This is a genomic window from Sphingomonas sp. S-NIH.Pt3_0716 (genome assembly GCF_003950715.1).
In the GTDB taxonomy this organism is placed as follows: domain Bacteria; phylum Pseudomonadota; class Alphaproteobacteria; order Sphingomonadales; family Sphingomonadaceae; genus Sphingobium; species Sphingobium yanoikuyae_A.
In genome coordinates, this window is the sequence record NZ_QLJK01000007.1 from 188,760 (window position 1) to 208,746 (window position 19,987).

Annotated in this window: 23 protein-coding genes and 1 other RNA gene; 8 read left to right on the top strand and 16 right to left on the bottom strand. The window is 66.8% G+C overall.

Annotated features, from left to right (window positions below; genetic code table 11):
* Window positions 1–2: 2 nt before the first annotated feature.
* Window positions 3–413 (bottom strand): nucleoside diphosphate kinase regulator, encoded by a 411-nt coding sequence (gene rnk / locus BRX37_RS07850; protein ID WP_125986161.1) that lies wholly within the window; start codon window positions 411–413, stop codon window positions 3–5.
* A 420-nt stretch (window positions 414–833) separates the two neighbouring features.
* Between rnk and BRX37_RS07855 the strand changes: the two genes are divergently transcribed.
* Both BRX37_RS07855 and BRX37_RS07860 read left to right on the top strand, forming a co-directional pair.
* Window positions 834–1,448 (top strand): superoxide dismutase, encoded by a 615-nt coding sequence (locus tag BRX37_RS07855; protein WP_125986163.1) that lies wholly within the window; start codon window positions 834–836, stop codon window positions 1,446–1,448.
* A 170-nt stretch (window positions 1,449–1,618) separates the two neighbouring features.
* Window positions 1,619–2,065 carry a hemerythrin domain-containing protein gene (locus BRX37_RS07860; protein WP_125986165.1) on the top strand — a complete coding sequence of 149 codons (447 nt, stop codon included), beginning with the start codon at window positions 1,619–1,621 and terminating at the stop codon, window positions 2,063–2,065.
* 7 nt (window positions 2,066–2,072) lie between these two features.
* On the opposite strand, the gene BRX37_RS07865 is transcribed toward BRX37_RS07860, so the two are convergent.
* From BRX37_RS07865 to mscL, 14 genes are all read right to left on the bottom strand, one after another.
* On the bottom strand, window positions 2,073–3,602 hold the full coding sequence (locus BRX37_RS07865; RefSeq protein ID WP_125986167.1) for a methyl-accepting chemotaxis protein: 1,530 nt from the start codon (window positions 3,600–3,602) through the stop codon (window positions 2,073–2,075).
* Window positions 3,602–3,922, bottom strand: a complete 321-nt coding sequence (locus BRX37_RS07870) for a hypothetical protein (RefSeq protein WP_004210423.1) — start codon at window positions 3,920–3,922, stop codon at window positions 3,602–3,604. Before BRX37_RS07870 ends, BRX37_RS07865 begins: the two co-directional genes overlap by 1 nt.
* 72 nt (window positions 3,923–3,994) lie before the next feature.
* Window positions 3,995–4,345: a hypothetical protein gene (locus tag BRX37_RS07875; protein ID WP_048938394.1), complete on the bottom strand. Its 351-nt coding sequence runs from the start codon at window positions 4,343–4,345 to the stop codon at window positions 3,995–3,997.
* On the bottom strand, window positions 4,318–4,866 hold the full coding sequence (locus BRX37_RS07880) for a J domain-containing protein (RefSeq protein ID WP_004210421.1): 549 nt from the start codon (window positions 4,864–4,866) through the stop codon (window positions 4,318–4,320). The genes BRX37_RS07875 and BRX37_RS07880 overlap by 28 nt, the downstream gene beginning before the upstream one ends.
* A gap of 49 nt (window positions 4,867–4,915) precedes the next feature.
* Window positions 4,916–6,898 carry a hypothetical protein gene (locus BRX37_RS07885; protein ID WP_318276635.1) on the bottom strand — a complete coding sequence of 661 codons (1,983 nt, stop codon included), beginning with the start codon at window positions 6,896–6,898 and terminating at the stop codon, window positions 4,916–4,918.
* Window positions 6,899–6,986: 88 nt separating this feature from the next.
* Window positions 6,987–7,372: RNase P RNA component class A (gene rnpB, locus BRX37_RS07890), an RNA gene on the bottom strand.
* 29 nt (window positions 7,373–7,401) lie between these two features.
* Window positions 7,402–8,100: an N-acetylmuramoyl-L-alanine amidase gene (locus BRX37_RS07895; RefSeq protein ID WP_004210419.1), complete on the bottom strand. Its 699-nt coding sequence runs from the start codon at window positions 8,098–8,100 to the stop codon at window positions 7,402–7,404.
* 137 nt (window positions 8,101–8,237) lie between these two features.
* Entirely contained in the window at window positions 8,238–9,107 is an 870-nt protein-coding gene (locus BRX37_RS07900) for a CheR family methyltransferase (RefSeq protein WP_206434130.1), read from the bottom strand.
* Entirely contained in the window at window positions 9,107–10,201 is a 1,095-nt protein-coding gene (locus BRX37_RS07905; RefSeq protein ID WP_010336703.1) for a chemotaxis protein CheB, read from the bottom strand. Before BRX37_RS07905 ends, BRX37_RS07900 begins: the two co-directional genes overlap by 1 nt.
* A gap of 64 nt (window positions 10,202–10,265) precedes the next feature.
* The gene (locus tag BRX37_RS07910; protein WP_125986171.1) at window positions 10,266–10,631 is read right to left on the bottom strand and encodes a response regulator; all 366 of its coding nucleotides are present in this window, start codon (window positions 10,629–10,631) and stop codon (window positions 10,266–10,268) included.
* A gap of 84 nt (window positions 10,632–10,715) precedes the next feature.
* Window positions 10,716–11,153, bottom strand: a complete 438-nt coding sequence (locus BRX37_RS07915) for a chemotaxis protein CheW (RefSeq protein ID WP_125986173.1) — start codon at window positions 11,151–11,153, stop codon at window positions 10,716–10,718.
* Between the two features lie 11 nt (window positions 11,154–11,164).
* Window positions 11,165–13,534 carry a chemotaxis protein CheA gene (locus BRX37_RS07920; RefSeq protein ID WP_125986175.1) on the bottom strand — a complete coding sequence of 790 codons (2,370 nt, stop codon included), beginning with the start codon at window positions 13,532–13,534 and terminating at the stop codon, window positions 11,165–11,167.
* Window positions 13,535–13,670: 136 nt separating this feature from the next.
* A complete protein-coding gene (locus tag BRX37_RS07925) occupies window positions 13,671–13,943 on the bottom strand; it encodes a hypothetical protein (RefSeq protein WP_004210413.1) in 273 nt (90 codons plus the stop codon).
* Window positions 13,944–14,086: 143 nt separating this feature from the next.
* Window positions 14,087–14,521: a large conductance mechanosensitive channel protein MscL gene (mscL, locus tag BRX37_RS07930; RefSeq protein ID WP_004210412.1), complete on the bottom strand. Its 435-nt coding sequence runs from the start codon at window positions 14,519–14,521 to the stop codon at window positions 14,087–14,089.
* Between the two features lie 101 nt (window positions 14,522–14,622).
* Between mscL and BRX37_RS07935 the strand changes: the two genes are divergently transcribed.
* From BRX37_RS07935 to BRX37_RS07950, 4 genes are read left to right on the top strand one after another with little or no spacing between them, the layout of a single operon-like run.
* The gene (locus tag BRX37_RS07935) at window positions 14,623–15,225 is read left to right on the top strand and encodes a LemA family protein (protein WP_004210411.1); all 603 of its coding nucleotides are present in this window, start codon (window positions 14,623–14,625) and stop codon (window positions 15,223–15,225) included.
* A gap of 10 nt (window positions 15,226–15,235) precedes the next feature.
* Window positions 15,236–16,036, top strand: coding sequence for a TPM domain-containing protein (locus tag BRX37_RS07940; RefSeq protein WP_125986177.1), 801 nt, complete (start codon window positions 15,236–15,238; stop codon window positions 16,034–16,036).
* 50 nt (window positions 16,037–16,086) lie between these two features.
* A complete protein-coding gene (locus BRX37_RS07945) occupies window positions 16,087–16,713 on the top strand; it encodes a hypothetical protein (RefSeq protein ID WP_206434133.1) in 627 nt (208 codons plus the stop codon).
* On the top strand, window positions 16,710–17,252 hold the full coding sequence (locus BRX37_RS07950) for an NUDIX hydrolase (protein WP_125986181.1): 543 nt from the start codon (window positions 16,710–16,712) through the stop codon (window positions 17,250–17,252). Before BRX37_RS07945 ends, BRX37_RS07950 begins: the two co-directional genes overlap by 4 nt.
* Window positions 17,253–17,469: 217 nt before the next feature.
* Here the strand turns inward: BRX37_RS07950 and BRX37_RS07955 are convergent, their stop codons facing one another.
* Window positions 17,470–17,928 (bottom strand): DUF6456 domain-containing protein, encoded by a 459-nt coding sequence (locus BRX37_RS07955; RefSeq protein WP_125986183.1) that lies wholly within the window; start codon window positions 17,926–17,928, stop codon window positions 17,470–17,472.
* A 100-nt stretch (window positions 17,929–18,028) separates the two neighbouring features.
* Between BRX37_RS07955 and BRX37_RS07960 the strand changes: the two genes are divergently transcribed.
* Together BRX37_RS07960 and BRX37_RS07965 are read left to right on the top strand one after the other, a co-directional pair.
* Window positions 18,029–18,592: a helix-turn-helix domain-containing protein gene (locus tag BRX37_RS07960; RefSeq protein WP_004210404.1), complete on the top strand. Its 564-nt coding sequence runs from the start codon at window positions 18,029–18,031 to the stop codon at window positions 18,590–18,592.
* 57 nt (window positions 18,593–18,649) lie between these two features.
* Entirely contained in the window at window positions 18,650–19,819 is a 1,170-nt protein-coding gene (locus tag BRX37_RS07965) for a glycosyltransferase (RefSeq protein WP_125986185.1), read from the top strand.
* Window positions 19,820–19,987 lie beyond the last annotated feature (168 nt).

A 19,987-nucleotide genomic window follows, 5' to 3' on the forward strand; every position in this document is an offset into this window, starting at 1 on the left:
GTTCAGGCCTGCGCCTGAACCACCTCGTCCACCATGATGTCGCGCAGATGGCCGTCGCGGTCCGGCCACAATATGGCATTGCCCGCCCGCATCCCGATCAGCGCAGCGCCGACCGGCGTCAGGATCGATATCCGGCCCAGCGCCACATCGGCATGGCTGGGATAGACCAGCTCCACCCGGCGGGGCATCCCGCGCGCGCCATCGCGATAGAGGATGGTCGATCCCATCGCCGCGACATCGGCCGGTAGCGCCGCCCGGCTGCACAATTGCGCCCGGCCGACCTCCTCCAGCAACAACTGGCTGACGTCCGGAAAGCGGTCGCGCGCCGCCCAGGCGAGGTCGGAAATCATGTCGGCTTCGGATTCGACGATATGGATCGGGGGCACGGCCGCCCACTTCTGTTGCAGGGTCATGGGAAAACTTCCTGATAGGGGTGCGCGCCCGGTCCTCGGGCGCAAAGCGTCAAGAAGGGTGCCCCGAACCTGCCGGCAGCGCGCCTGTCAGGTCCGGGGCGGATGGCCCGCGAGAAGCTGTCCCCCATGATGGCGGAAGCGTGCAAAGATGACCTTGAACGGCATGGCCGGGATCATGTTCGGCCCCGTCCCGCCTGTCAAGCAAGCCGCCCCGGCCCTGCCCGGCCGTCATCGCCCGAAAGCCCCGCCAACCGCCTGTTTCTGCGATCGTTTCGCAATAGGCACATATTGGTTTTCTTGGGCGTTGGGTGCGCATATGGGAAGCGACGGAGGCGTCCACGCCCCGCATGGACCATATGATAAACCGGCATCGCAAGCATCGCTGCGAGCCGCCCCATAACGAACCCGAGGAGTTCCGCCATGGCCTTTGTTCTGCCCGATCTTCCCTATGCCAAGGACGCCTTTGGCGACATCCTGTCGGTCGAAACCTTCGACTTCCACCACGGCAAGCATCACAATGCCTATGTCGTGAAGGCCAATGAACTGGTCGCCGCCGACGAGAGCCTGCAGGGCAAGTCGCTGGTCGAGCTGATCAAGTCGTCGAAGGGCGGCCTGTTCAACCAGGTCGGCCAGATCTGGAACCACACCTTCTACTGGAACTCGCTGTCGCCGGTGAAGACCGCCCCGACCGGCGACCTGCTCGCCAAGATCGAGGAAGCCTTCGGTTCGGTCGACGCGCTGATCGAAAAGCTCAAGGCAGAGGCCGTCGGCCACTTCGCCAGCGGCTGGGCCGCGCTGATCCTGAAGGACGGCAAGCTGGAAGTGACCAGCTATCATGACGCCGACACCCCGGTCGCGCATGAAGGCCATGCTCCGCTGCTGATCCTCGATGTGTGGGAACATGCCTATTATATCGACTATCGCAACCTGCGCCCGGCCTATGCCGAAAAGCTGCTGAAGGAAGCGATCAACTGGGACTTCGCTGCCCAGAACCTCGACGGCCAGGGCGCCAGCCGCGCCGACCAGCCGGCCTGATCGCGACAGGCTCTGATGGAGCCTGATCCACAGGATCGATGACAGAAAGACCGTCCGGCGCGCAGGCGCCGGGCGGTCTTTCTTTTTTACAGGCTTTGCGCGCTTTGCCCGCCCTGCGCTCCAATCCCCTCTTAACGCCGGCCGACGCATGATCGCACGGGGCAGGGAGGATGATCGCGATGAACATGGACGAGTTGGGCACGCAGCATGAGGAAATCGCCCTGATCGCCGCGCAACTGCGCCAGGCGATCGCCGATCCCGACCAGCCCCAGGCGGTGAGCGCATTGCGCTGGCAACTGGCGCGCAAGCTGATGGCCCATCTCGCGCTGGAGGATCGCATCCTCTACCCCGCGCTCCAGCGCCAGGGCGACGATCGCGTCCGCGCCACCGCCGCGCGCATCCAGGCCAAGATCGGCGCGCTGGCCGAGAGCTTCGCCCGCTACATGGCCGCCTGGACGGATGAGCGGATCACCCGCGACTGGCGCGGCTTCTGCGCCGACAGCGGCCGGATATTGGATGCCCTTGCCCGGCGGATCGATCGGGAGGAGCGCATCCTCTACCCGCTGGCACGCTCCGTCGATGACGGGGCAACCGGCCAGATAGCCCGCGCCGGCTGACCGGCGATCAGGCCGCTTCCAGCTGCGCCACGAACAGGTCGGTCGCGCGCTGCAACTCCTGCGCGGTGCGCGACAGGCCGGCCGCCGCGCTCGACACGCGATCGGACAGATTTTCTGTATTGCGCGCGACATCGGCCACGGTCGCCATCCGCTGCGCCATATGATCGGCATCGCGGGCGGTATCGCGCGCCGACTGGCCGATCGCCGCCGTCGCATCGCGCTGGTCGGCCACTGCACGCTGGATCGCCTGCGCCGCCTGCGCCAGTTCCTCGACGCTCCCGGCGACCTCGGACAGGGCTTCCTGCGCCACCCCGGCCCCCTGCCGCGCCGACGAGGCCAGCGACTGGATTTCGCCGGTCGCACTCGCCGTCTGGTTGGCCAATTGCTTCACCTCGCCGGCCACCACCGCAAAGCCGCGCCCGACCTCGCCGGCCCGCGCTGCCTCGATCGTGGCATTGAGCGCCAGCAAATTGGTGCGGGCGGCAATCTCCGTGATCGAATCGGCGAAGCTGGTGATCGACGCGGTGCGCCCTTCCATCGCCTGCATCGCCTCATGCCCCGCCACCGACACGCGCTGCGCCTCGCCGCCCAGGCTCGCCTGCTGGCTGGCCGCCGCTGCAATTGCACTGATCGATTCGGACAATTGCTCGATCCGCCGCGCCAGCACCGCCGCACTGGCCGAGGATTGGCCCGCCGCCGCCATCGTCTCGTCCGTGCCCACGCTCGCCCGGCGCGCCAGATCATGCAGCAGCCCGGCCGATTCCTTGAGTTCGCCCGTTGCCGCGCTGACCGCGCTCACCACGCCCGCCACCGACTGGCGGAAGGCGCCGACCAGCGCCAGCGTCTCGCTGCGCCGGTCCTGCGCCATCCGTGTCTTTTCGGCGTCCCGCTCGATCCGCAGATGCGCCTCGCGCGCGTCGGACTGGCGCTGGGCATCCATCGCCGATTCCGCCGCATTGCGCCCCGCCTGCGCTTCCCGCGCCAGCCGGGCGGTGTCCGCCACATGCGCATCCTGCGCCAGCAGCAGCCCATGCAATTTTATGCTGAGATAGCCCAGGATCGTGCCCTGCAGCACCACCGCAAAGCCATGGACGATGACCCGGCCAAGCTCCGCCTGCCCCGAAAACACCCAATTGGGCGCGACATAGGTCAGCACCAGATGATGCAGCGCGATCAGCACCGACGCCAGCAGGATCGGCCGCCAGTCGTAGAGCACCGCCAGCGAGGCGAGCGCCACGAAGAAATACATGTGCGCGTCCATCTGCCAGACATGGCCGCTCAGCAGGAACAGGGTGATCGCCGGCTGCACCGCCGCCAGCGTCCCCATCACCAGCCGCACCTCCAGGTCGTTGCGACGCCGCATCACCATCCAGGTCGGCAGGATATTGGCCAGCGCCGACAGCAGCATGGCGGGCGCCGCCCGCTCATTGCCGATCATCATGCCGCCAATGCCGATCAGCACGGTCCAGATCAGGCTGCACAGCAACAGGATACGCAGCCCGTGCAGGCGCAGATTTTCGAGACTGTTGAATGCCATCAGGCCAATCCTCCCACCGGTTCGCCACAGGCCGCGGCAAAGGCGCGCAGCGGCAATATGCCGCCCCGCAACAAGGGCAGCAGCGCGTCGCGCTGCCCCTCCACCACCATCGATCCCGGCAGGCGTCCGCTCGCCACCAGCCGGGCCCCATGCGCCACCGCATCAGGCACCAGATGCGCGCGCGCACCGGCCGTCATCGGGATCAGCAGGATGCGCCCCTGCGCCGGCGGATTGCCGTAGAGCAGGGCGAGACCCAGGAGGATGATCGCGAGCTGGGCCAGCAGCACCGCACCGCGCGAGGAAGGAAGCCATATCCGCATGGCATCCCCCCTAGGAAATGTTGGTAAGGATAGGCTTAACAGGCCCGTCCGGATTTACGCATTTTGCGTAAGTCAGCCCGGTTTCTGCGATTCCGCCTGCGCCGGCAGGTCCAGCGCCGTCGCCAGTGCGTCCAGATCCGCCCCCGGCCGCACCAGCAGCCAGTCGCGGCTCGCGGCGCCATTGACCACCGTGATCGCGCCCCTGGGACAGACGCCCAGGCAATTCACCTCGATGATGCCGGCCGCCGCCTTGCGCCCCTTCTTCAGCGACAAATGCCGCCGCAGCGCCTTGGCCAGCCGCTCCTCGCCATCCTTGCCGAAGCCGCCGTCCAGCTTCTTCGAGCATTTGCGGCAGACCAGCACGGCATTTTGCCAGTTGGACCGGACATGATCCTTCAATCGCTGGCGCCCCGCGGCTTCCAGGTGCGCCGTTCCTCGGCCGCGCGCAGCACCTCATAGGCGGCCTGGATTGTCTGGAACTGCACCGCCGCCTCGGCATCGCCCGGCTTCACGTCGGGATGATATTCCTTGGCCAGGCTGCGCCAGCTCTTGCGCACCGCCTCGAAATCGGCGTCATCCTCCAGCCCCAGCGCCTGCAGCGCGTGCATCTCGTCGCGCGACCGGCTGCCGTCGCCGGGACCGCCCCAGCCATGATGGGCGCTCGACTGATAGCCGCCGGCATCGCGCCGTTCGGTGCGCTCGCGCTCGGCCCGCTCTTCCTCGTCCAGCCCCTGAAAATAGTCCCAGTTGCGGTTATATTCGGCCGCATGCTCGCTGCAGAAATACCAGCGGTCCGGGCTGTTGGGCGATTTGGGCGCGGGGCAGTTACCCGGCTGGTCACAGCCGAAACGGTCGCAGATGCGCACGCGCTGCGCTTCCCGCGTCGCGCCATAGGCACGCCAGCGGGGAAAACCCCAGTCATTTGATCGGCTCTGTCTTGCCATCGGACCAAATTAGGGAAGCCGCGCCCGGAAAGCCAGCCCTGCGCCGGGATTAGCGACGGAAAGTCACCCCCTGCATGTTGCCGCCGCAGCCAAGGCCACCATCGGGGCGATAGCTTTGCTCATATTTGGCCCGCGTCACGATCTTCGTGCCGTTGGTGCCAAAGATCATCGGCGGATAGGTGATGACGGCCCGCTGGTTGCGGGTCGTGCCGTCCGCTGCGATGTCGAACTGAACCCGCGTCCATCCCTCGACACCCACGGACACCATGTCCGTGGGATAATCGGCGGAGGATACTGGCGCGCTGCGCAGGCTGGGCTTGGCATCGACGATCGAACATTGCTGCGCCGACAATCCGGTCGCGGCATAATCGGCCCGTGCCGCTTCCAGATTGCCGCCGGTCGCCTGCAGGCTCGCCCGTCGCACCAGCGCTGCCACGCGCAGCGGATCATTGGCCGGCAAGGCGCCATCGTCGATCACCGCGTTCAACAGCGCCTGCGACCCGGCCTTTTCCCTGGGCCTCAGATCATCATAGGCCAGGATCGCGAAGGTCGCCCGTGCATCGGCATCGGCCTGATAATCGGCGGCGCGCAACGCATAGGGGGAATCGGCCCGGATACGAATATCCACATGCTCGGCGGCATCATGGACCAGGCGGTCGACCAGCAATTGCGCCAGCGGCGGGGCATCCGCCGTCCGCACCACCCGGCGCAGCAGCGGGCCATAGGTCTCGACATCCTCGCGCGCGGCCATCGATCCGGCGAGCAGCGGGATCAGCACCGGCACCAGTTCCACCGTCGTATCGCCCTTTTGGCTGCGGATCAGCTGCGCCTGCTGCAACAGCAGCGCGCGCTGCCGGGTCATCGGCACATTGTCCAGCACCGGGCCGGGAACGCGCCTGGCCTCCAGCCAGTCGCCCAAAGCCTTGGTCGGCCCCGCCAGCATCGACGGACCGCCTTCCGCGGTCGAACAACGCAGTTCCAGCCGCGTGACGAACCGGAACAGCGCCGGGATATTCTTCACGTCATCGGGCCGCCACGACCAGTCCCGCACCGCCCGCGCAAACGCCAGCGCCGACGGGCCGGGGCGCGATCCATAGACCGGCCGGGCATAGGAAACAGCGCCACTGTCGCTGATGCCGAATTCCACCACGGCATAATCCTCGGGCTGGACGCCATCCTCGCCACAGCGCGGCAGCGCCATGTCCGCGCCCTGGGTGAAGTCCTGCTGCGGCATGCGCCCGGCACCGGTATAGACCAGATAATTGCGCGCCGTGTCGCGATGGCCGGCCAGCATGGCCGCGATCGACGCATCCGACCGGGTCACCAGATCATTGAAATCGACCCTGGTGGTCAGCCCGCCCTGCTGCTTCACCGCCCGCGCGAACAGTTTTTCCGCAGGATCGAACTGGCCCAGATTGAGCAGCGCCCGCCCCCGGATCAGGTCGATATGCGCCAGTGACGCCTTGTCGAACATCTTGGGGTCCGCGACCGCGATGGCATTGGCCGCTTCGGCGGCCTTCAGCGCTTCGGCCGGATCGACGAACGTGCCCGCCTGCGCCTGTCCCAGCAGCGCCTGGATGCGCGCCGCCGGCCCCTCGGCTTCGGCCAGCGCCGCGCTGAAATGGGCCAGCGCACCGACATAGTCGAGGTCGCCCATCGACACGCGGCCCAGCGTATAGGCGGCACGATAACGGTCGGTCGACAGGCTCGCATCATCCTTGGGCAGGGCCGGCGCCGCCTGGTTCAGCAGGTCGCGCGCCTCGGCCCAGCGCGACAGTTCCGCCAGCACCATCGCCTTTCGTACCCGCACGATCGCCAGGCTGCGCGGATTGCGCACCACCCGGCCTTCGAGCGTGGTGAGGATTTCGAGCGCGCGGGGATAATCCGCCGCCTCGGTGGCTTGCGTCGATTGCTCGAACAATTGCTGGATCGTGCCAGTTGCGGGCGCGGGCGTTGCGGGGGCGGGGGCAGGGGCAGACGCTGCCGGCGCAGCATCCTGCATCGCATGGCCGATAGCGGGCATGGCGGCCATCGCCATCAGCAAGGCCAAATATCTGTTACGCAAACCGAATCCCCCCAAGACCGCGGACCGGTTATTGCGATAACCTCGCAACAGGGGAAATGCCAGAGGGCCTGTAAGCCGGGTTCTGTCCACCCCCAAAGGGGGATAGGCGACCATTCCTCTAGGGGACGGATTGCTCCGTCCCTCAAGCAACCAACCCGGGCGGTCTCAGTCGAAACAGACCTAGCAGTCAAGCTGCGCGCCGCCCCTATTCGGTCTTGCTCCCGGTGGGGTTTACCGTGCCGTCTTGCGTTGCCGCAGACGCGGTGCGCTCTTACCGCACCCTTTCAATTTCACTGGGCCGAAGCCTTAGTGACCTGCTTTCTGTTGCACTGTCCCTTGGATCACTCCAGCCGGCCGTTAGCCGGCACCGTCATTTCGTGGAGCCCGGACTTTCCTCGCCGTGGAAGTTACCCGCCACGCCGCGGTCGCCCGACCCTCTGGCACGGGCGCCTATAGGCGCAAAAATCGGGTCAGTCATCCCCTGTCGGCTTGGGCAGCAGCAAGGCGAGCAAAATCGCCCGGCATTCGCCATCAATGACGCCGTCGATCAGTTCCGGGCGGAAGCGCCGCTGGAAGGCGACGACCGCCGGCTCCGGTTCGGCAATGTCATAGCCGAAACGTTCGAGCGCCAGCATGAAGCCGCTGTCGGTCCAGTGCGGGTCCATCAGATTCTTGGTCGGTCGCGGCAGCGCCAGCCGCAGCCGCGCCAGTTGCCCCCAGGGGAATAGTTCGCCCGGATCCTGCTTGCGCGCGGGCGCGATGTCGCTGTGCCCGACGATATTGCCGCGCGTGATCCGGTGACGCTGGACGATGTCGTGGACCAGCGGGATCAGCGATCCCATCTGCGCCTCGGGAAAAGGCCGATAGCCCCATTCATGGCCGGGATTGACGATCTCGATGCCGATGCTGGCGCTGTTCACATCGTCGATGCCGCGCCAGTGCGATCGGCCCGCATGCCAGGCGCGCTTGTCCTCGGCCACCATGCGGATGATCTGGCCATCCTCGGTCACGACATAATGGGCCGACACCTTGGATTCGGCATTGGCCAGCCAGTTGATGGCGCTCGCCGCGTCCGGCATGCCGGTATAATGGAGCACCAGCATGGTGATCGGCAGGCTGCGCTCGTCATAATTGGGCGACGGCGTCTCGATCATGGGGATGTCGGTCATCGCAAAGGGCCCGTCACCACGAAAAGTCCAGTCTCACGCCCTGTTCCGCCCTGCGTCGCGCCGCGTCATGCAGCCACAGGCGGAATCATGGCCGAGACCGGCGCGGCAATCAAGCGTGGTAAATGATCGGCGGACGATTAGCCCGCGCGCCGGGCCGAATTGCCGGCATCGGCCGAATAGCCTCGCCGCGCATAGCTCCCGCGAAATTCGGGATGCGGCACGAATTCCTCGCTCTGGCCAATCACCGTCTCGCCCGCGCCCAGCAGCAGCACCGACCCGTCATGGCTGTGCCGTGCCAGCAGGTCGAATACGCTCTGGCGCCGCTCGGGCGAGAAATAGAGCAGCACATTGCGGCAGAGCAGCAGGTCATAGGCGCCGGTCGGAACCCGCGCGGCGAACAGATTATCCTGACGGAAATCGATCATCCGTCGCAGCTCCGGATTAGCCCGCCAGTCATCGCCAGCCGGCTCGAACCATTTGATCAGGTCGCCGATCGGCAGGCCACGCTGCACGTCCATCTGCGAAAAAATGCCGCTGCGCGCCTGGTCGATCGCCGCGCTCGAAATATCGGTCGCCAATATCTCGATCCGCCAGCCCGCCCAGCGCGCCGCCTCGTTGCAGAAGCGGATCGCCAGCGAATAAGCTTCCTGCCCGGTCGAACAGCCCGCGCTCCAGATTCGCAGCACCCGGTCGCCCCGCGCCTCCTGGATACGCGGCAATATCTGCCGGTGGATGAGGTCGAAAATCTGCAGATCGCGGAAGAAGCTGCTTTCATTGTTCAGCAGTGCGTTCACCACATCCTCGTCCAGCCGCGGATTGCGGCTGCGCAGCAGCTTGCCGGCCAGTTCGTCGATATCCTGCAGGCCATGGTCGCGCAGCACCGGCTTCAGCGCCGTCTCCATGCGCCAGGCCCGCCCCTCGGACAGAACCTGGCCAGTCCGCGCTTCCAGCAGACCTGTCAAAATCCGGGCAGCGCCCGATCCCATCCTGGAAGGGGGCAAGGCCATCAGTCGTTCATCTTTCCGCGTCGTGCGACAAAATCCATGATCGCATGGGGTTCCATCAGGGCACAGGTCAGCCCTGCCCCCGCGACCGATCCCGGCATCCCCCATACCACGCTGCTTGGCTCATCCTGGGCAACGATCCAGCCGCCCGCTGCCACGATATCCCGCGCCCCGGCCGTGCCGTCGCGACCCATGCCCGTCAGCACGATCCCCGCCGCGCCCGCGCCATAGACATCGGCCATGGCGGCGAACATCGGATCGACACCCGGCAGATTGCCCGACGGCGTCCGTTCCGGGTCCAGCACCACGCTCACCCGGCCATGCAGCCCGCGCCGCAGCAGCAGGTTGGCATCGCCCGGCGCAACATAGACGGTGTCGGGCGCCAGCTGGTCGCCGGCCTCCGCCACCTTGACCCGCAGGCTGGTCATGCGCGCCAGTTGCTGCGCGAAATAGACGGTAAAACTGACCGGCAGATGCTGGGTCAGCAGGATCGGCACGCCCAGCGGCGCGGTCAGGCCGCTGAACAACTGGCTGAGCGCATGGATGCCCCCGGTCGACGCGCCGATGCCCAGGCAGGCCAGGGGTTCGACCGCCGCGCCGGGCGCATGGGCGGGCAGAACCATGGTCGACCGCTGCGCCGGTGCCGTCGGCGCTTCGCCGCCGAACAGTCGGCCGAGCCGATCGATCAATGCCTGTGGAAATTGTTCGCCAAAGCTGCCGCTGCCCGGCTTGGAGAGAATATCGCTCGCGCCCAGCGCCAGCGCCTCGACCGCCGCCGCACTGCCCTCCTCGCAGCGGCCCGACAGGATCGCCACCTTGCCCTGCGGGTTCGATCGCAGGATCGCGGGCAGCGCCGCCAGGCCGCTCTGGCCCGGCAGTTCGATGTCGAGCAGCACCAGGTCGACACTATGTTCGGCCAGATAGCGCAGCGCATTTTCCGCGCTGTTGGTCTTGTGGACGACGGTAAAGCCGGGATCGGCGTTCAGGATGCGCTCGATCACCGTGCGCACCACCACCGAATCGTCAACCACCAGCGTGCGCACCGCAGGAGCGGTGTGGCTGTCGAGGCTGACCATGGTCGGCACGAAGGCGGTCATTGACGGGCTTTCAGAACGAAGAGGCTGGGAAAGACGGCGATATCCTCGAAGGGAGGGACCGGGCCTAGATGACCCCGACGATCGCCAGCTTGCTCTCCAGCGTCTCGCGGTCGAACGGCTTCATCACATATTCGTCGGCACCGGCCTCGACCGCCGCCTTGATATGGCTGATGCCGTTTTCCGTGGTGCAGAAGATGATCTTGGGCCGGGCGTCCATCTTGGTGGCCGACAGCGCCTGCAGAAATTCCATCCCGCTCATCACCGGCATGTTCCAGTCGAGCAGCACCACGTCGGGCAGGCTGGCCTCGCACTGGGTCAGGGCATCCTGCCCGTCCACCGCTTCGGTCACGGTCAGGTCCAGCGATTCCAATATGTGGCGTGCCACTTTGCGGATGACCTTGGAATCATCGACGACCAGGCAGTTCTTCATGAAGCGTCCCTTTGATTTTTACGTGCCGGGAGGAGAGGCGTAAACGCGAAAGGCGAGGAAATGGTAAACGACGCGGCCAAGCGATCAGGCCGCCTGTGCCTGGGCACCGGCCTCGATGAAGCCGGCCAGCGACACCAGCAGATGGGGCACGCCCTCATGCTCCACCACGCCCCGCGCAAAGGGCATCCAGGCCGAATCCAGTTGTCCGCGCAGCGGCAGTTCGCCCTCCGGCACGCGACAGATATCCGACACGCCATCGACCATCAGGCCATAGCTATGGCCGCTGATATTGGCGATGATCGCCAGGTCGCGCTGGTCCGCCGGGGTCGCGCGCCCATGAATCAGCGCGGCGACATCGATGATCGTCAACACCCGGCTGCGCAGCGCGGAAAGACCCGCAACATGCACGCCCATGCCGGGCACGGGCGATATCTCGGTCAGCTTGACCACCGCCTCGACCTCACTGGCATCGACCGCGATGCGGGTGCCGGCCAGCGTCGCCAACAGATAGAGTTGCTCCATCGCTCTTCCCCTTATCCGCGCGCGCCGGACAGCGCCGCCATCAGCGCGTCCTGGTCATAGCGGTAGATGCTGGCATCCATTGGCCCGGTGGCCCGTGGCGTGGCGCGCAGATGCACTACCCGGCATCCCATGATTTCGGCCACCTGGCCGACATCGCCCGCAGAATAGAGCACGATATCCTGCGCATCGACGGCGTCGCCCGGCAGGCCCAGCACCACCTCATGCCCGGCCTGGCGCAGCAGCGGCGCCAATATCTCGCGGGTCCAGCCATCCTCCGCATCCGCCAAAAGGCAACGGCCCCGGCTCTGCTGAGCGATCGGTTCCTGTGGCAGCGCGGCGAACAGGGCGAAGGGGTTGATGACCTCCAGATGCTCGCCATCGACCACCGCGACACCGCTCAGCATGCCGTGCATCGCCACCATGTCCGGCACCAGCGGCATCTGGACGATGTCCAGCACCGCCGCAACCGGGTAACAGGCTTCCAGGCTGCCATCGCGCAGGCGCAGCGCGCAGACCTTGTCCTCGGCAAAGGCATGGCGGCCGTTCACCACCGGCACCAGCCGCTCGTCCAGCCGGACGAAGGCCTGGCCGCCGGACCGGCCGAACAGCCTGGCGTCGATATCCTCGACCCGCTCGATCAGCGACAGGCGCAGCAGGCGCCGTTCGCCCGACAATTCCTCGAAACGCAGTGCCGCCACCATTTCGACGCCAGCCTCCTGCGCGGCGGCATCCGCCACCGCGCCATGGGCGCGATCGTCGATCAGGTTCGGCAGGCGCGCCGCATTGGCCAGGCCCGCCGCATCCAGCAGCAGCATCGGCTTGCCATTGTCGGGCAGGGTCATGCCGGCATAGACGCCACTCGCCATCACCAGCGGCGATGCGGGACGGATCACCAGTTCCTCATGATTCTCGACCGCAGACACGCCCATGGCAAAGGGCACGCCGGTCGCCGATCGCACCACCATCACCGCGCGCGGTCCAATCTGCTGCGGCTTGTCCATGCCCAGCACATCTTCCAGATCGATCATCGAATGGCGGAGCGACCGGATCGTCGCGATCTTGGCACCGCCGACATCGGCAATCTGCATCATCTCGTTATTGTCGTGCAGTATCTCGACCACCGCCGCGCGCGGGATCGCGAAATGCAGCCCCCCGGCGCGCACGATCAGGCCCGGAATAATGGTCAGCGTCAGCGGCACGCGCAGCGTGATGCGCAGCCCCTGCCCCGGATGATTGTCCAGCGCGATGACGCCGCCGATCCGTTCGATATTGGCGCGCACCACGTCCATGCCGACGCCCCGGCCCGACACCGCCGTCACCTTGGCGGCCGTCGTCAGCCCCGGCTGGAAGATCAGGTCCAGCTTGTCTTGCTCGGTCATCCGCGCTGCCGCGTCGGGCGTCAGCCGGCCGGCGGCGATCGCCTTTTCCACCAGCCGCGCGGTGTTGATGCCGGCGCCGTCATCGCTGATCTCGATCACGATCTGGTTGCCCGACTGGCGCGCCTCCAGCCGCAACCGGCCGGCGTCCGGCTTGCCCGCCGCGCGACGCCGCTCGGGCGTCTCGATGCCATGGTCGATGCTGTTCCGCACGATATGGGTGAGCGGGTCGACGACCATCTCCACCATCTCGCGGTCCATCTCGACGTCGCCGCCTTCCAGGCTCAGCTCGATCCGCTTGTCGAGATCGCGGCTCAGGTCGCGCACCATGCGCGGCATCGCCGCGAACAGGCGCTCGACCCGCTGCATGCGGGTCTTGGAAATCACGTCGCGCATGTCGGCGACACAGGTGGACAGCCGCTCGAACGCGCTGTCCAGTTCGGGATCGGCCGACCGGTCGCGCAGCTTGCGCGACAGCTCGTTGCGCGCCAGCACCATGTCCGACACGCCGTTCATCAACTGGTCGATCAGCGACAGCGGCAGGCGAATAGTGCGCAGCGCCTGGCCCTGGCGCACCGCCGCGACCGGGGCCGCCGGCTCTTCGGGTTCTGCTTCCTCGGCGGGCGCGGCCGGCGCCTCCACCTGCGTCAGCGCGCCGATCAGATATTCGTCATTCTCGTTGGGCAAGGCCGCGCCGCGTGCCACCGCCTCGGCCAGTTCGCCGATCCGGTCCATGATCGCCAGCACCGCGCTGACGGTCGCGGGATCGGGCTTGCGATGGCCGGCGCGAATCTCCGACAGCACATCCTCGGCCGCATGGCTCAATTTCTCGAAGCGCGGCAGATTGAGGAAGCCGCAGCTGCCCTTCACCGTATGGAAGAAGCGGAAAATGGCGTCCAGCCGCTGGCTATCGCCCGGATTGGCCTCCCAGGCGACGACTTCGCCCGCCAAAGCCTCCAGCGTTTCCTGCGTTTCGGATATGAATTCCTGAAGTAACTCGTCCATTCCCACGACCTTTGGATGCGCGCGAGGGCACCATGGCCGGCCGTGGTTAAGGGGCCGTTAAAGGCGCGGGCAGGCAAAGAAAAAGGGCGCCGCAAGCGCGACGCCCCTTTGGCCCGATGGTCGGTGCCGCAGCGGATCAGTGCTGCTTCTTCTCCACCGCGTCGGCGGCAGCCTCGCCCGCCTCGCGGGTGGCGTCGGCCTTGTTCTCCAGCGCGTCGGCCGCATTTTCGGCTGCATTCTCGGCGTTGCCCGACAGGTTGTCGGCCATCGCTTCCATGTTCGCGGCCTGGTTGTCGAGAGCGTCCGCCTGATTCTCGTAGGCATTCTCGACCTTGTTTTCCTGCTTGGAATCGCACGCGGCGAGCGAGACCATGCTGGCAAGGCCAAGGATTGCGACGAAGCTTTTCACAGCGTTTTCTCCTGTTGCGCCCCCTCAGGGCTGACATGTTCGACACGAGGTTCGGGACGATCCATGCCATCCCGAACCCTGACGCCGATCAACCGGCCGCGCCCCCAATGGTTCCCATCAGGGCCTCGGTTCGTCGCAATCGCTTATTTTTTCAGCGAGTCGCGAATCTCGCGCAGCAGCACGATATCCTCCGGCGTGACGGCCGGTGCCGGCGCTTCCTCGGGCTTGGCCAGAACCTTGTTCACCAGCTTCACCAGCAGGAAGATGATGAAGGCCAGAATGATGAAATTGACCAGCACGGTCAGGAACTGGCCCCAGCCAAACATGGCGACACCGGCCGCCTTCAGGTCGGCATAGCTGTTGGGATTGCCCTTGAACCCCTCGGGCAGGTCGCCCAGGCGCAGGAAGTAGCCCGAAAAGTCAGCGCCGCCGAAAAGATAGCCGACCACCGGCATGATCAGGTCATCGGTCAGCGACTTGGTGATGGTGGCGAACGCGCCACCGATGATGACACCAACCGCCAGGTCCATGACATTGCCGCGATTGATGAACGTCTTGAATTCCGAAATCAGCCCCATGATGAACCTCTTGTCTCGCCTTCGATAAACTCTGCATGGCCCGTTGCACGCCATCCGACAACGCCCTATTTCCGTCAGCGAAACAGAGCCGAGGATGTTCCATGCTTTTCCCGCGTCGCCTCTCCCGCCTTTTGCTGCCGGTCATGGGCGCGCTTGCGCTGTCCGCCTGCGGCATCAACAGCGTCCCCACTGCCGAGGAAAATGCCAAGGCCAAATGGGCTGACGTCCAGGCGCAATATCAGCGCCGCGCCAACCTGACCGGCAATCTCGTCGCCACGGTCAAGGCCGCCGGCAAGCAGGAACAGGCGACGCTGACCGCCGTGACCGAGGCCCGCGCCAAGGCGACGTCGATCCAGATCAACGCCGCCGACCTGTCCGATCCGGCCAAGGTCGCGCAATATCAGGCCGCCCAGGCACAGCTGAGCCAGGGCCTTGGCCGCCTGCTCGCCTCGGTCGAGGCCTATCCCGACCTCAAGACCAACGAGAATTTCCTGCAGCTCCAGTCACAGCTGGAAGGCACGGAAAACCGCATCGCCGTCTCGATCCGCGATTATAATGAAGCTGTGCAGGCCTATAATACCCGCATCCGCACCTTCCCCGACGCGATCGGCGCCAAGCTGATCCATGGCGCAAAGCCCATGGCCCCGTTCCAGGCGGTCACGCCCGGCGCGGAAGAAGCGCCCAAGGTCGACTTCGGCAACTGAGCCGATCGCGATGATGCGGCGCCTGCTGCTGGTCCTTGCGCTGCTGGTCTTCATACCGGCAGCGCAGGCACAGACCTTCCCCAAGCTGACCGGCCAGGTTGTCGATGCCGCCAACCTGCTTTCCCCGCAGCAGGAGCAGGCGCTGACCGCCAAGCTGGCCGCGCTCGACAAGCAGAGCGGCCGGCAGGTGGTGGTCGCCACCGTGCCCGACCTCCAGGGCTATGAGATTGGCGACTACGCCTATCAGCTCGGCCGCAGCTGGGGCATCGGCAGCAAGGAAAAGGACGACGGCACGATCCTGCTGGTCGCCCCGAACGAGCGCAAGGTTTGGATCGCCACCGGCTATGGTGTCGAGGGTATCGTCACCGACGCGCTCGCCTCTCGCATCTATCGCACCGCCATCATCCCGCGCTTCAAGGCGGGCGACTTTCCCGGCGGCATCGACGCTGGCGTCAACGAACTCGCCACCCTGCTGACCCTGCCGCCCGAGGAGGCCAAGGCGCGCGCCGCCGCAGCCGAGGCGGAGCAGCGCAAGGGCGACAATGGCGGCGGCGCCGTGATGCTGGTCTTCTGGGTCATCGTGATCGTCATCGTCGGCATATCGATGTTCGCCAGCCGCGGCGGTCGCGGTCGCCGCTATCGCGGCGGTGCCGGCCCGGTCATCATCTGGGGCCCGTCCGACAGCGGATGGGGCAGCGGTGGTGGTTCCGGCTGGGGCAGCGGCGGCGGCGGCTGGGGCGGCGGCGATGGCGGCGGCTTCTCCGGCGGTGGCGGCAGCTTTGGCGGCGGCGGTGCGGGAGGCAGCTGGTGAAGCCGGTACAGTTCAGCGAACGCGATCATGACCTTGTCTCGGCCGCCGTGATGGAGGCCGAACAGCAGACATCGGGCGAGATCGTGCCGATCGTCGCGCGCCGGTCCGACGCCTATCATGATGTCGGCCTGCACTGGGCGATCGGCACCGTCTTCGTCGCCCTCGCCTTTTTCGCCTTCTTCCCGGACTATCTGCGCGACCTGGCCGGCCGGCTGCTGGGCGACTGGGACCATCAGGTCGCCGACTGGAAGATGTTGACCATCCTGCTGGGCGACCTGATCCTCGACTTCCTGGTGGTGCGCTACCTGCTCGCGATCATGCCGCTGCGCATGGCGCTCACCCCGCGCGCGACCAAGGCGCGCCGGGTCCGACGCCGCGCCATATTGCTGTTCCGCGCCGCTGCCGAGGCCCGCACCGCCAGCCGCACCGGCGTCCTCATCTATCTCTCGCTCGACGAGCATCGCGCCGAAATCGTCGCCGACAAGGCGATCAACGACCGCGTCACGCCCGAAGCCTGGGGCGAGGCGATGGCGCTGCTAATCGATGCGGTGCGCGACGACCGGCCGGGCGAAGGTCTTGCCCTCGCCATTGGCCGGGTCGGCGCGATCCTGGCGCCGCACTTCCCCCGCGCCGCCGACGACATCAACGAACTGCCGGACAGACTGATCGAATTATGAGCGATAATGACTGGAATGCGCCCGAGGAAACCATGTGGACCGGGCGCTTCATCACCGCGAAAAAGCGCGGCAAATGGGAATATGTCGGCCGCGCCCGCGGCATCCGTGCCGCCGTCATCCTGGCGATCGACGAGGACGTCGACGGCCGCCATGTCCTGCTGGTCGACCAGTATCGCGTGCCGCTCGGCAAGCGCTGCATCGAACTGCCCGCGGGCCTCGTCGGCGATCATGACGCCGGCGAGGACGCCAGCCTCGCCGCCAGCCGCGAACTGGAGGAAGAGACCGGCTATCTCCCCGGTCGCCTCGAATCGCTCGGCGAATTTTTCAGCTCGCCCGGCATGGTCTCGGAAAGCTTCACCCTGTTCCGCGCCCATGATCTGGTGAAGACCGGCGAGGGCGGGGGCGTCGACAGCGAGAATATCCGCGTCCACCGCGTCCCCCTCGCCACCCTGCCGGACCAGATCGCCGCCTGGCGCGACCAGGGCTTCGCCATGGACGTGAAGCTGCTCCTGCTGCTCGGCGCAGGATTCATGGTCTGAATATCAATATATCTCGCCCCTCCTTCCAGGGAGGGGTTGGGGTGGGTAGCGAGCGCAGCGGGGTTCGTGGCCTAGGCGCTACGGGCCGCTGCATATTTATTCCGTTCGCCCTGAGCGAAGTCGAAGGGCATGACTGAGCGAAGGCGAAGTCATCGCCTCGCGCCGCTCGGCCGAAGGCTTCGACTTCGCTCAGCCCGAACGGTTCATTTAGCCCGCCTCACCCAACCCGATACCAGTCCGCCACCCGGTCGAGCGCCAGCCCCAGCACCAGCTTGCCCGCGCGACTGGGCCAGCCCAGCGCCCGTTCCGCCGGCCCCAGCCCCTCGCCCGCGCACACCACGCGCCACAAGATATCGGCCAGCCCCGGCCCCGCCGCCCGCACCGCACCATCAAACCGCTCGCGCGCCGAAAGTTGCGCGGCGCTCGGATCGGGCCACGCCGCTGCGCCGCCCCGTCGCCGCTCCGCCGGTGCCCCGTCCCAGCGCATCGTCACCCGCGCGCCCAGTCCCGCCTGCTCCCAGTCGCGCCGCAGCCGCTCGCCCGCCGCCAGCTGCCGGTCGCTCACATGGCCACGTGCATGCAGCCAGCCGAGCGGCGATTCCCCCAGATGCAGCTTCACTGCCTGCATCTTGCCGGCAGGGTCTTCGATCATCTGGTCGACAAACTGGGCGGCCATGGCGGCATCTCCTGACAGGGTGGGAAAGGCCAGGGGCTTGCCACGGCGGATAATCTGTAGGAAAGAGAAAACCAAATAGGTTATCAACCCGAGGACAGCCATGATCACCCGCATCCGCGAGGTCCGCAAGGCCAAGGGCCTGACGCTGGAACAGGTGGGCCTGCTCTGCCTGCCGCCGACCACCGCCCAGACCATCGGCCGGCTCGAAACCGGTACCCGCACCGTCTCGGTCAAATGGCTGAACCGCATCGCCGACGCGCTCGGCGTCACCAGCGCGGAACTGGTCGCCCTGCCCGGCCAGAGCGAAGTGCCCGTCGCCGCCCTGCTCGGGCCGGAGGGCGCCCGCGCGCCGGTCCGCGCCCTGTCCTTCCCGCCGCCCGTGCCCGCCGACGGCATGATCGGCATCCAGGTCAATGCCAGCATCGGCGACTATCGCAGCGGCGACGCCATCTGGTGCCGCCGCATCGCCCCGGCCGATTTCGCCAGCGCCTTGAACCGCGACGTCCTCTTCCCCCGCCCCGCCGGCCGCTTCCTGTTCGGCCGCCTCATCGGCCGCGAGGGCGACCGGCTCCAGATATTGCCGCTCGGCCACGGCGCCCGGCAACAGGTGCTGACCGACCCACCCTGGGGCGCAGTGGCGGTGCAACTCGTCCGACGGCTATAGCCAAGCGCCACCACCACGCCTAAGCCTCGCTTAACCGACATGCAGTAGGGAGGGCCCATGACACTCAACGTCCTCACGCTTTCCACGCTCTTCCCGGACATGAGCCGGCCCAATTTCGGCGTTTTCGTGGAGCGACAGGCGCGCGAACTGGCGAGCCGCCCCGACGTCAGCGTCACCGTCGTCGCCCCGATCGGCATGCCGCCCTGGCCGCTGTCGCGCGCCGGCCGCTATGCCCCGCTGCGCGCCCTGCCACCCAAGGAAAGGTGGAAGGATCTGACCGTCTATCGGCCGACCTTCCCGATCATCCCGAAATTCGGCGGCCGCACCAATGTCCTCACCATGACCCGCGCGATCCTGCCGCTGGTCAAGCGGCTGCACGCCCAGACCCCGTTCGACGTGATCGACGCCAGCTTCTTCTTCCCCGACGGCCCGGTGGCCCAGCGTCTGTCGAAGGCGCTCGGCATCCCCTATTCGGTCAAGGCGCGCGGCGCCGACATTCATCATTGGGGCACCCAGCGCGGCACGAAGAAGATGGTGAAGCGCGCCGCCGACGGCGCCGCCGGCCTGCTCGCCGTCTCCGCCGCGATGCGCCGCTCCATGGGCCGGATGGGCATCGATGCCGACAAGATCCGGGTCCATTATACCGGCGTCGATCTCGACCGCTTCGAAATCGCCGACCGCGATCAGGCCAAGGCCGCGCTCGGCTTCGAAGGGCCACTGATCCTCTGCGTCGGCGCGCTCATCCCGCGCAAGGGGCAGGATATTCTGGTCCGCGCCCTGCCCCAATTGCCCGGCACCACCCTGCTGCTCGCGGGTCAGGGCCAATATCGCCGGATGCTCGAGAATCTCGCGCAGGAACTGGGCGTCGAACGGCGCATCGGCTTCCTCGGCTCGGTGCCGCACGATCGCTTGCCGCGCCTCTATGCCGCCGCCGACGTGATGGCGCTGCCATCCGAATCCGAAGGGCTCGCCAATGCCTGGGTGGAATCGCTCGCCTGCGGCACGCCGATCGTCATCACCGATGTCGGCGGCGCCCGCGAACTGCTCGATCGCCCCGAAGCCGGCAGGATCGTCGATCGCCAACCCGAAGCCCTGGCCGAAGCGATCGCCGATATATTGGCCGACCCGCCCGAGCGCGAAGCCGTCCGCGCCGCCGCCCTGCGCTTCACCTGGACCGCCAATGGCGACGCCCTGCTCGATCATCTCACGGGCATAGCGCGAGGCTGAAGCTGTCCAGAATATGGCCTTAGCCCTCCGCTGGGATGGCAATGTTGGGTGGTTTCCTGCCATTCCCCTCCCGTAAACGGGAGGGGGAGCGAGACTTGCGCGCGCAGCGCGTTAGTCGCAGCGGGGTGGGCTATGGCAACGTCCAGCCCACCCCGCTGCGACTAACGC

Bases quoted from the DNA above. Each gene is read 5' to 3' on its own strand.
- rnk (WP_125986161.1), bottom strand. From the start codon at position 413: ATGACCCTGCAACAGAAGTGGGCGGCCGTGCCCCCGATCCATATCGTC.
- BRX37_RS07855 (WP_125986163.1), top strand. From the start codon at position 834: ATGGCCTTTGTTCTGCCCGATCTTCCCTATGCCAAGGACGCCTTTGGC.
- BRX37_RS07860 (WP_125986165.1), top strand. From the start codon at position 1,619: ATGATCGCGATGAACATGGACGAGTTGGGCACGCAGCATGAGGAAATC.
- BRX37_RS07865 (WP_125986167.1), bottom strand. From the start codon at position 3,602: ATGGCATTCAACAGTCTCGAAAATCTGCGCCTGCACGGGCTGCGTATC.
- BRX37_RS07870 (WP_004210423.1), bottom strand. From the start codon at position 3,922: ATGCGGATATGGCTTCCTTCCTCGCGCGGTGCGGTGCTGCTGGCCCAG.
- BRX37_RS07880 (WP_004210421.1), bottom strand. From the start codon at position 4,866: ATGGCAAGACAGAGCCGATCAAATGACTGGGGTTTTCCCCGCTGGCGT.
- BRX37_RS07885 (WP_318276635.1), bottom strand. From the start codon at position 6,898: ATGGCCGCCATGCCCGCTATCGGCCATGCGATGCAGGATGCTGCGCCG.
- BRX37_RS07895 (WP_004210419.1), bottom strand. From the start codon at position 8,100: ATGACCGACATCCCCATGATCGAGACGCCGTCGCCCAATTATGACGAG.
- BRX37_RS07900 (WP_206434130.1), bottom strand. From the start codon at position 9,107: ATGGCCTTGCCCCCTTCCAGGATGGGATCGGGCGCTGCCCGGATTTTG.
- BRX37_RS07905 (WP_010336703.1), bottom strand. From the start codon at position 10,201: ATGACCGCCTTCGTGCCGACCATGGTCAGCCTCGACAGCCACACCGCT.
- BRX37_RS07910 (WP_125986171.1), bottom strand. From the start codon at position 10,631: ATGAAGAACTGCCTGGTCGTCGATGATTCCAAGGTCATCCGCAAAGTG.
- BRX37_RS07915 (WP_125986173.1), bottom strand. From the start codon at position 11,153: ATGGAGCAACTCTATCTGTTGGCGACGCTGGCCGGCACCCGCATCGCG.
- BRX37_RS07920 (WP_125986175.1), bottom strand. From the start codon at position 13,534: ATGGACGAGTTACTTCAGGAATTCATATCCGAAACGCAGGAAACGCTG.
- mscL (WP_004210412.1), bottom strand. From the start codon at position 14,521: ATGGGGCTGATTTCGGAATTCAAGACGTTCATCAATCGCGGCAATGTC.
- BRX37_RS07935 (WP_004210411.1), top strand. From the start codon at position 14,623: ATGCTTTTCCCGCGTCGCCTCTCCCGCCTTTTGCTGCCGGTCATGGGC.
- BRX37_RS07940 (WP_125986177.1), top strand. From the start codon at position 15,236: ATGATGCGGCGCCTGCTGCTGGTCCTTGCGCTGCTGGTCTTCATACCG.
- BRX37_RS07945 (WP_206434133.1), top strand. From the start codon at position 16,087: ATGGAGGCCGAACAGCAGACATCGGGCGAGATCGTGCCGATCGTCGCG.
- BRX37_RS07950 (WP_125986181.1), top strand. From the start codon at position 16,710: ATGAGCGATAATGACTGGAATGCGCCCGAGGAAACCATGTGGACCGGG.
- BRX37_RS07955 (WP_125986183.1), bottom strand. From the start codon at position 17,928: ATGGCCGCCCAGTTTGTCGACCAGATGATCGAAGACCCTGCCGGCAAG.
- BRX37_RS07960 (WP_004210404.1), top strand. From the start codon at position 18,029: ATGATCACCCGCATCCGCGAGGTCCGCAAGGCCAAGGGCCTGACGCTG.
- BRX37_RS07965 (WP_125986185.1), top strand. From the start codon at position 18,650: ATGACACTCAACGTCCTCACGCTTTCCACGCTCTTCCCGGACATGAGC.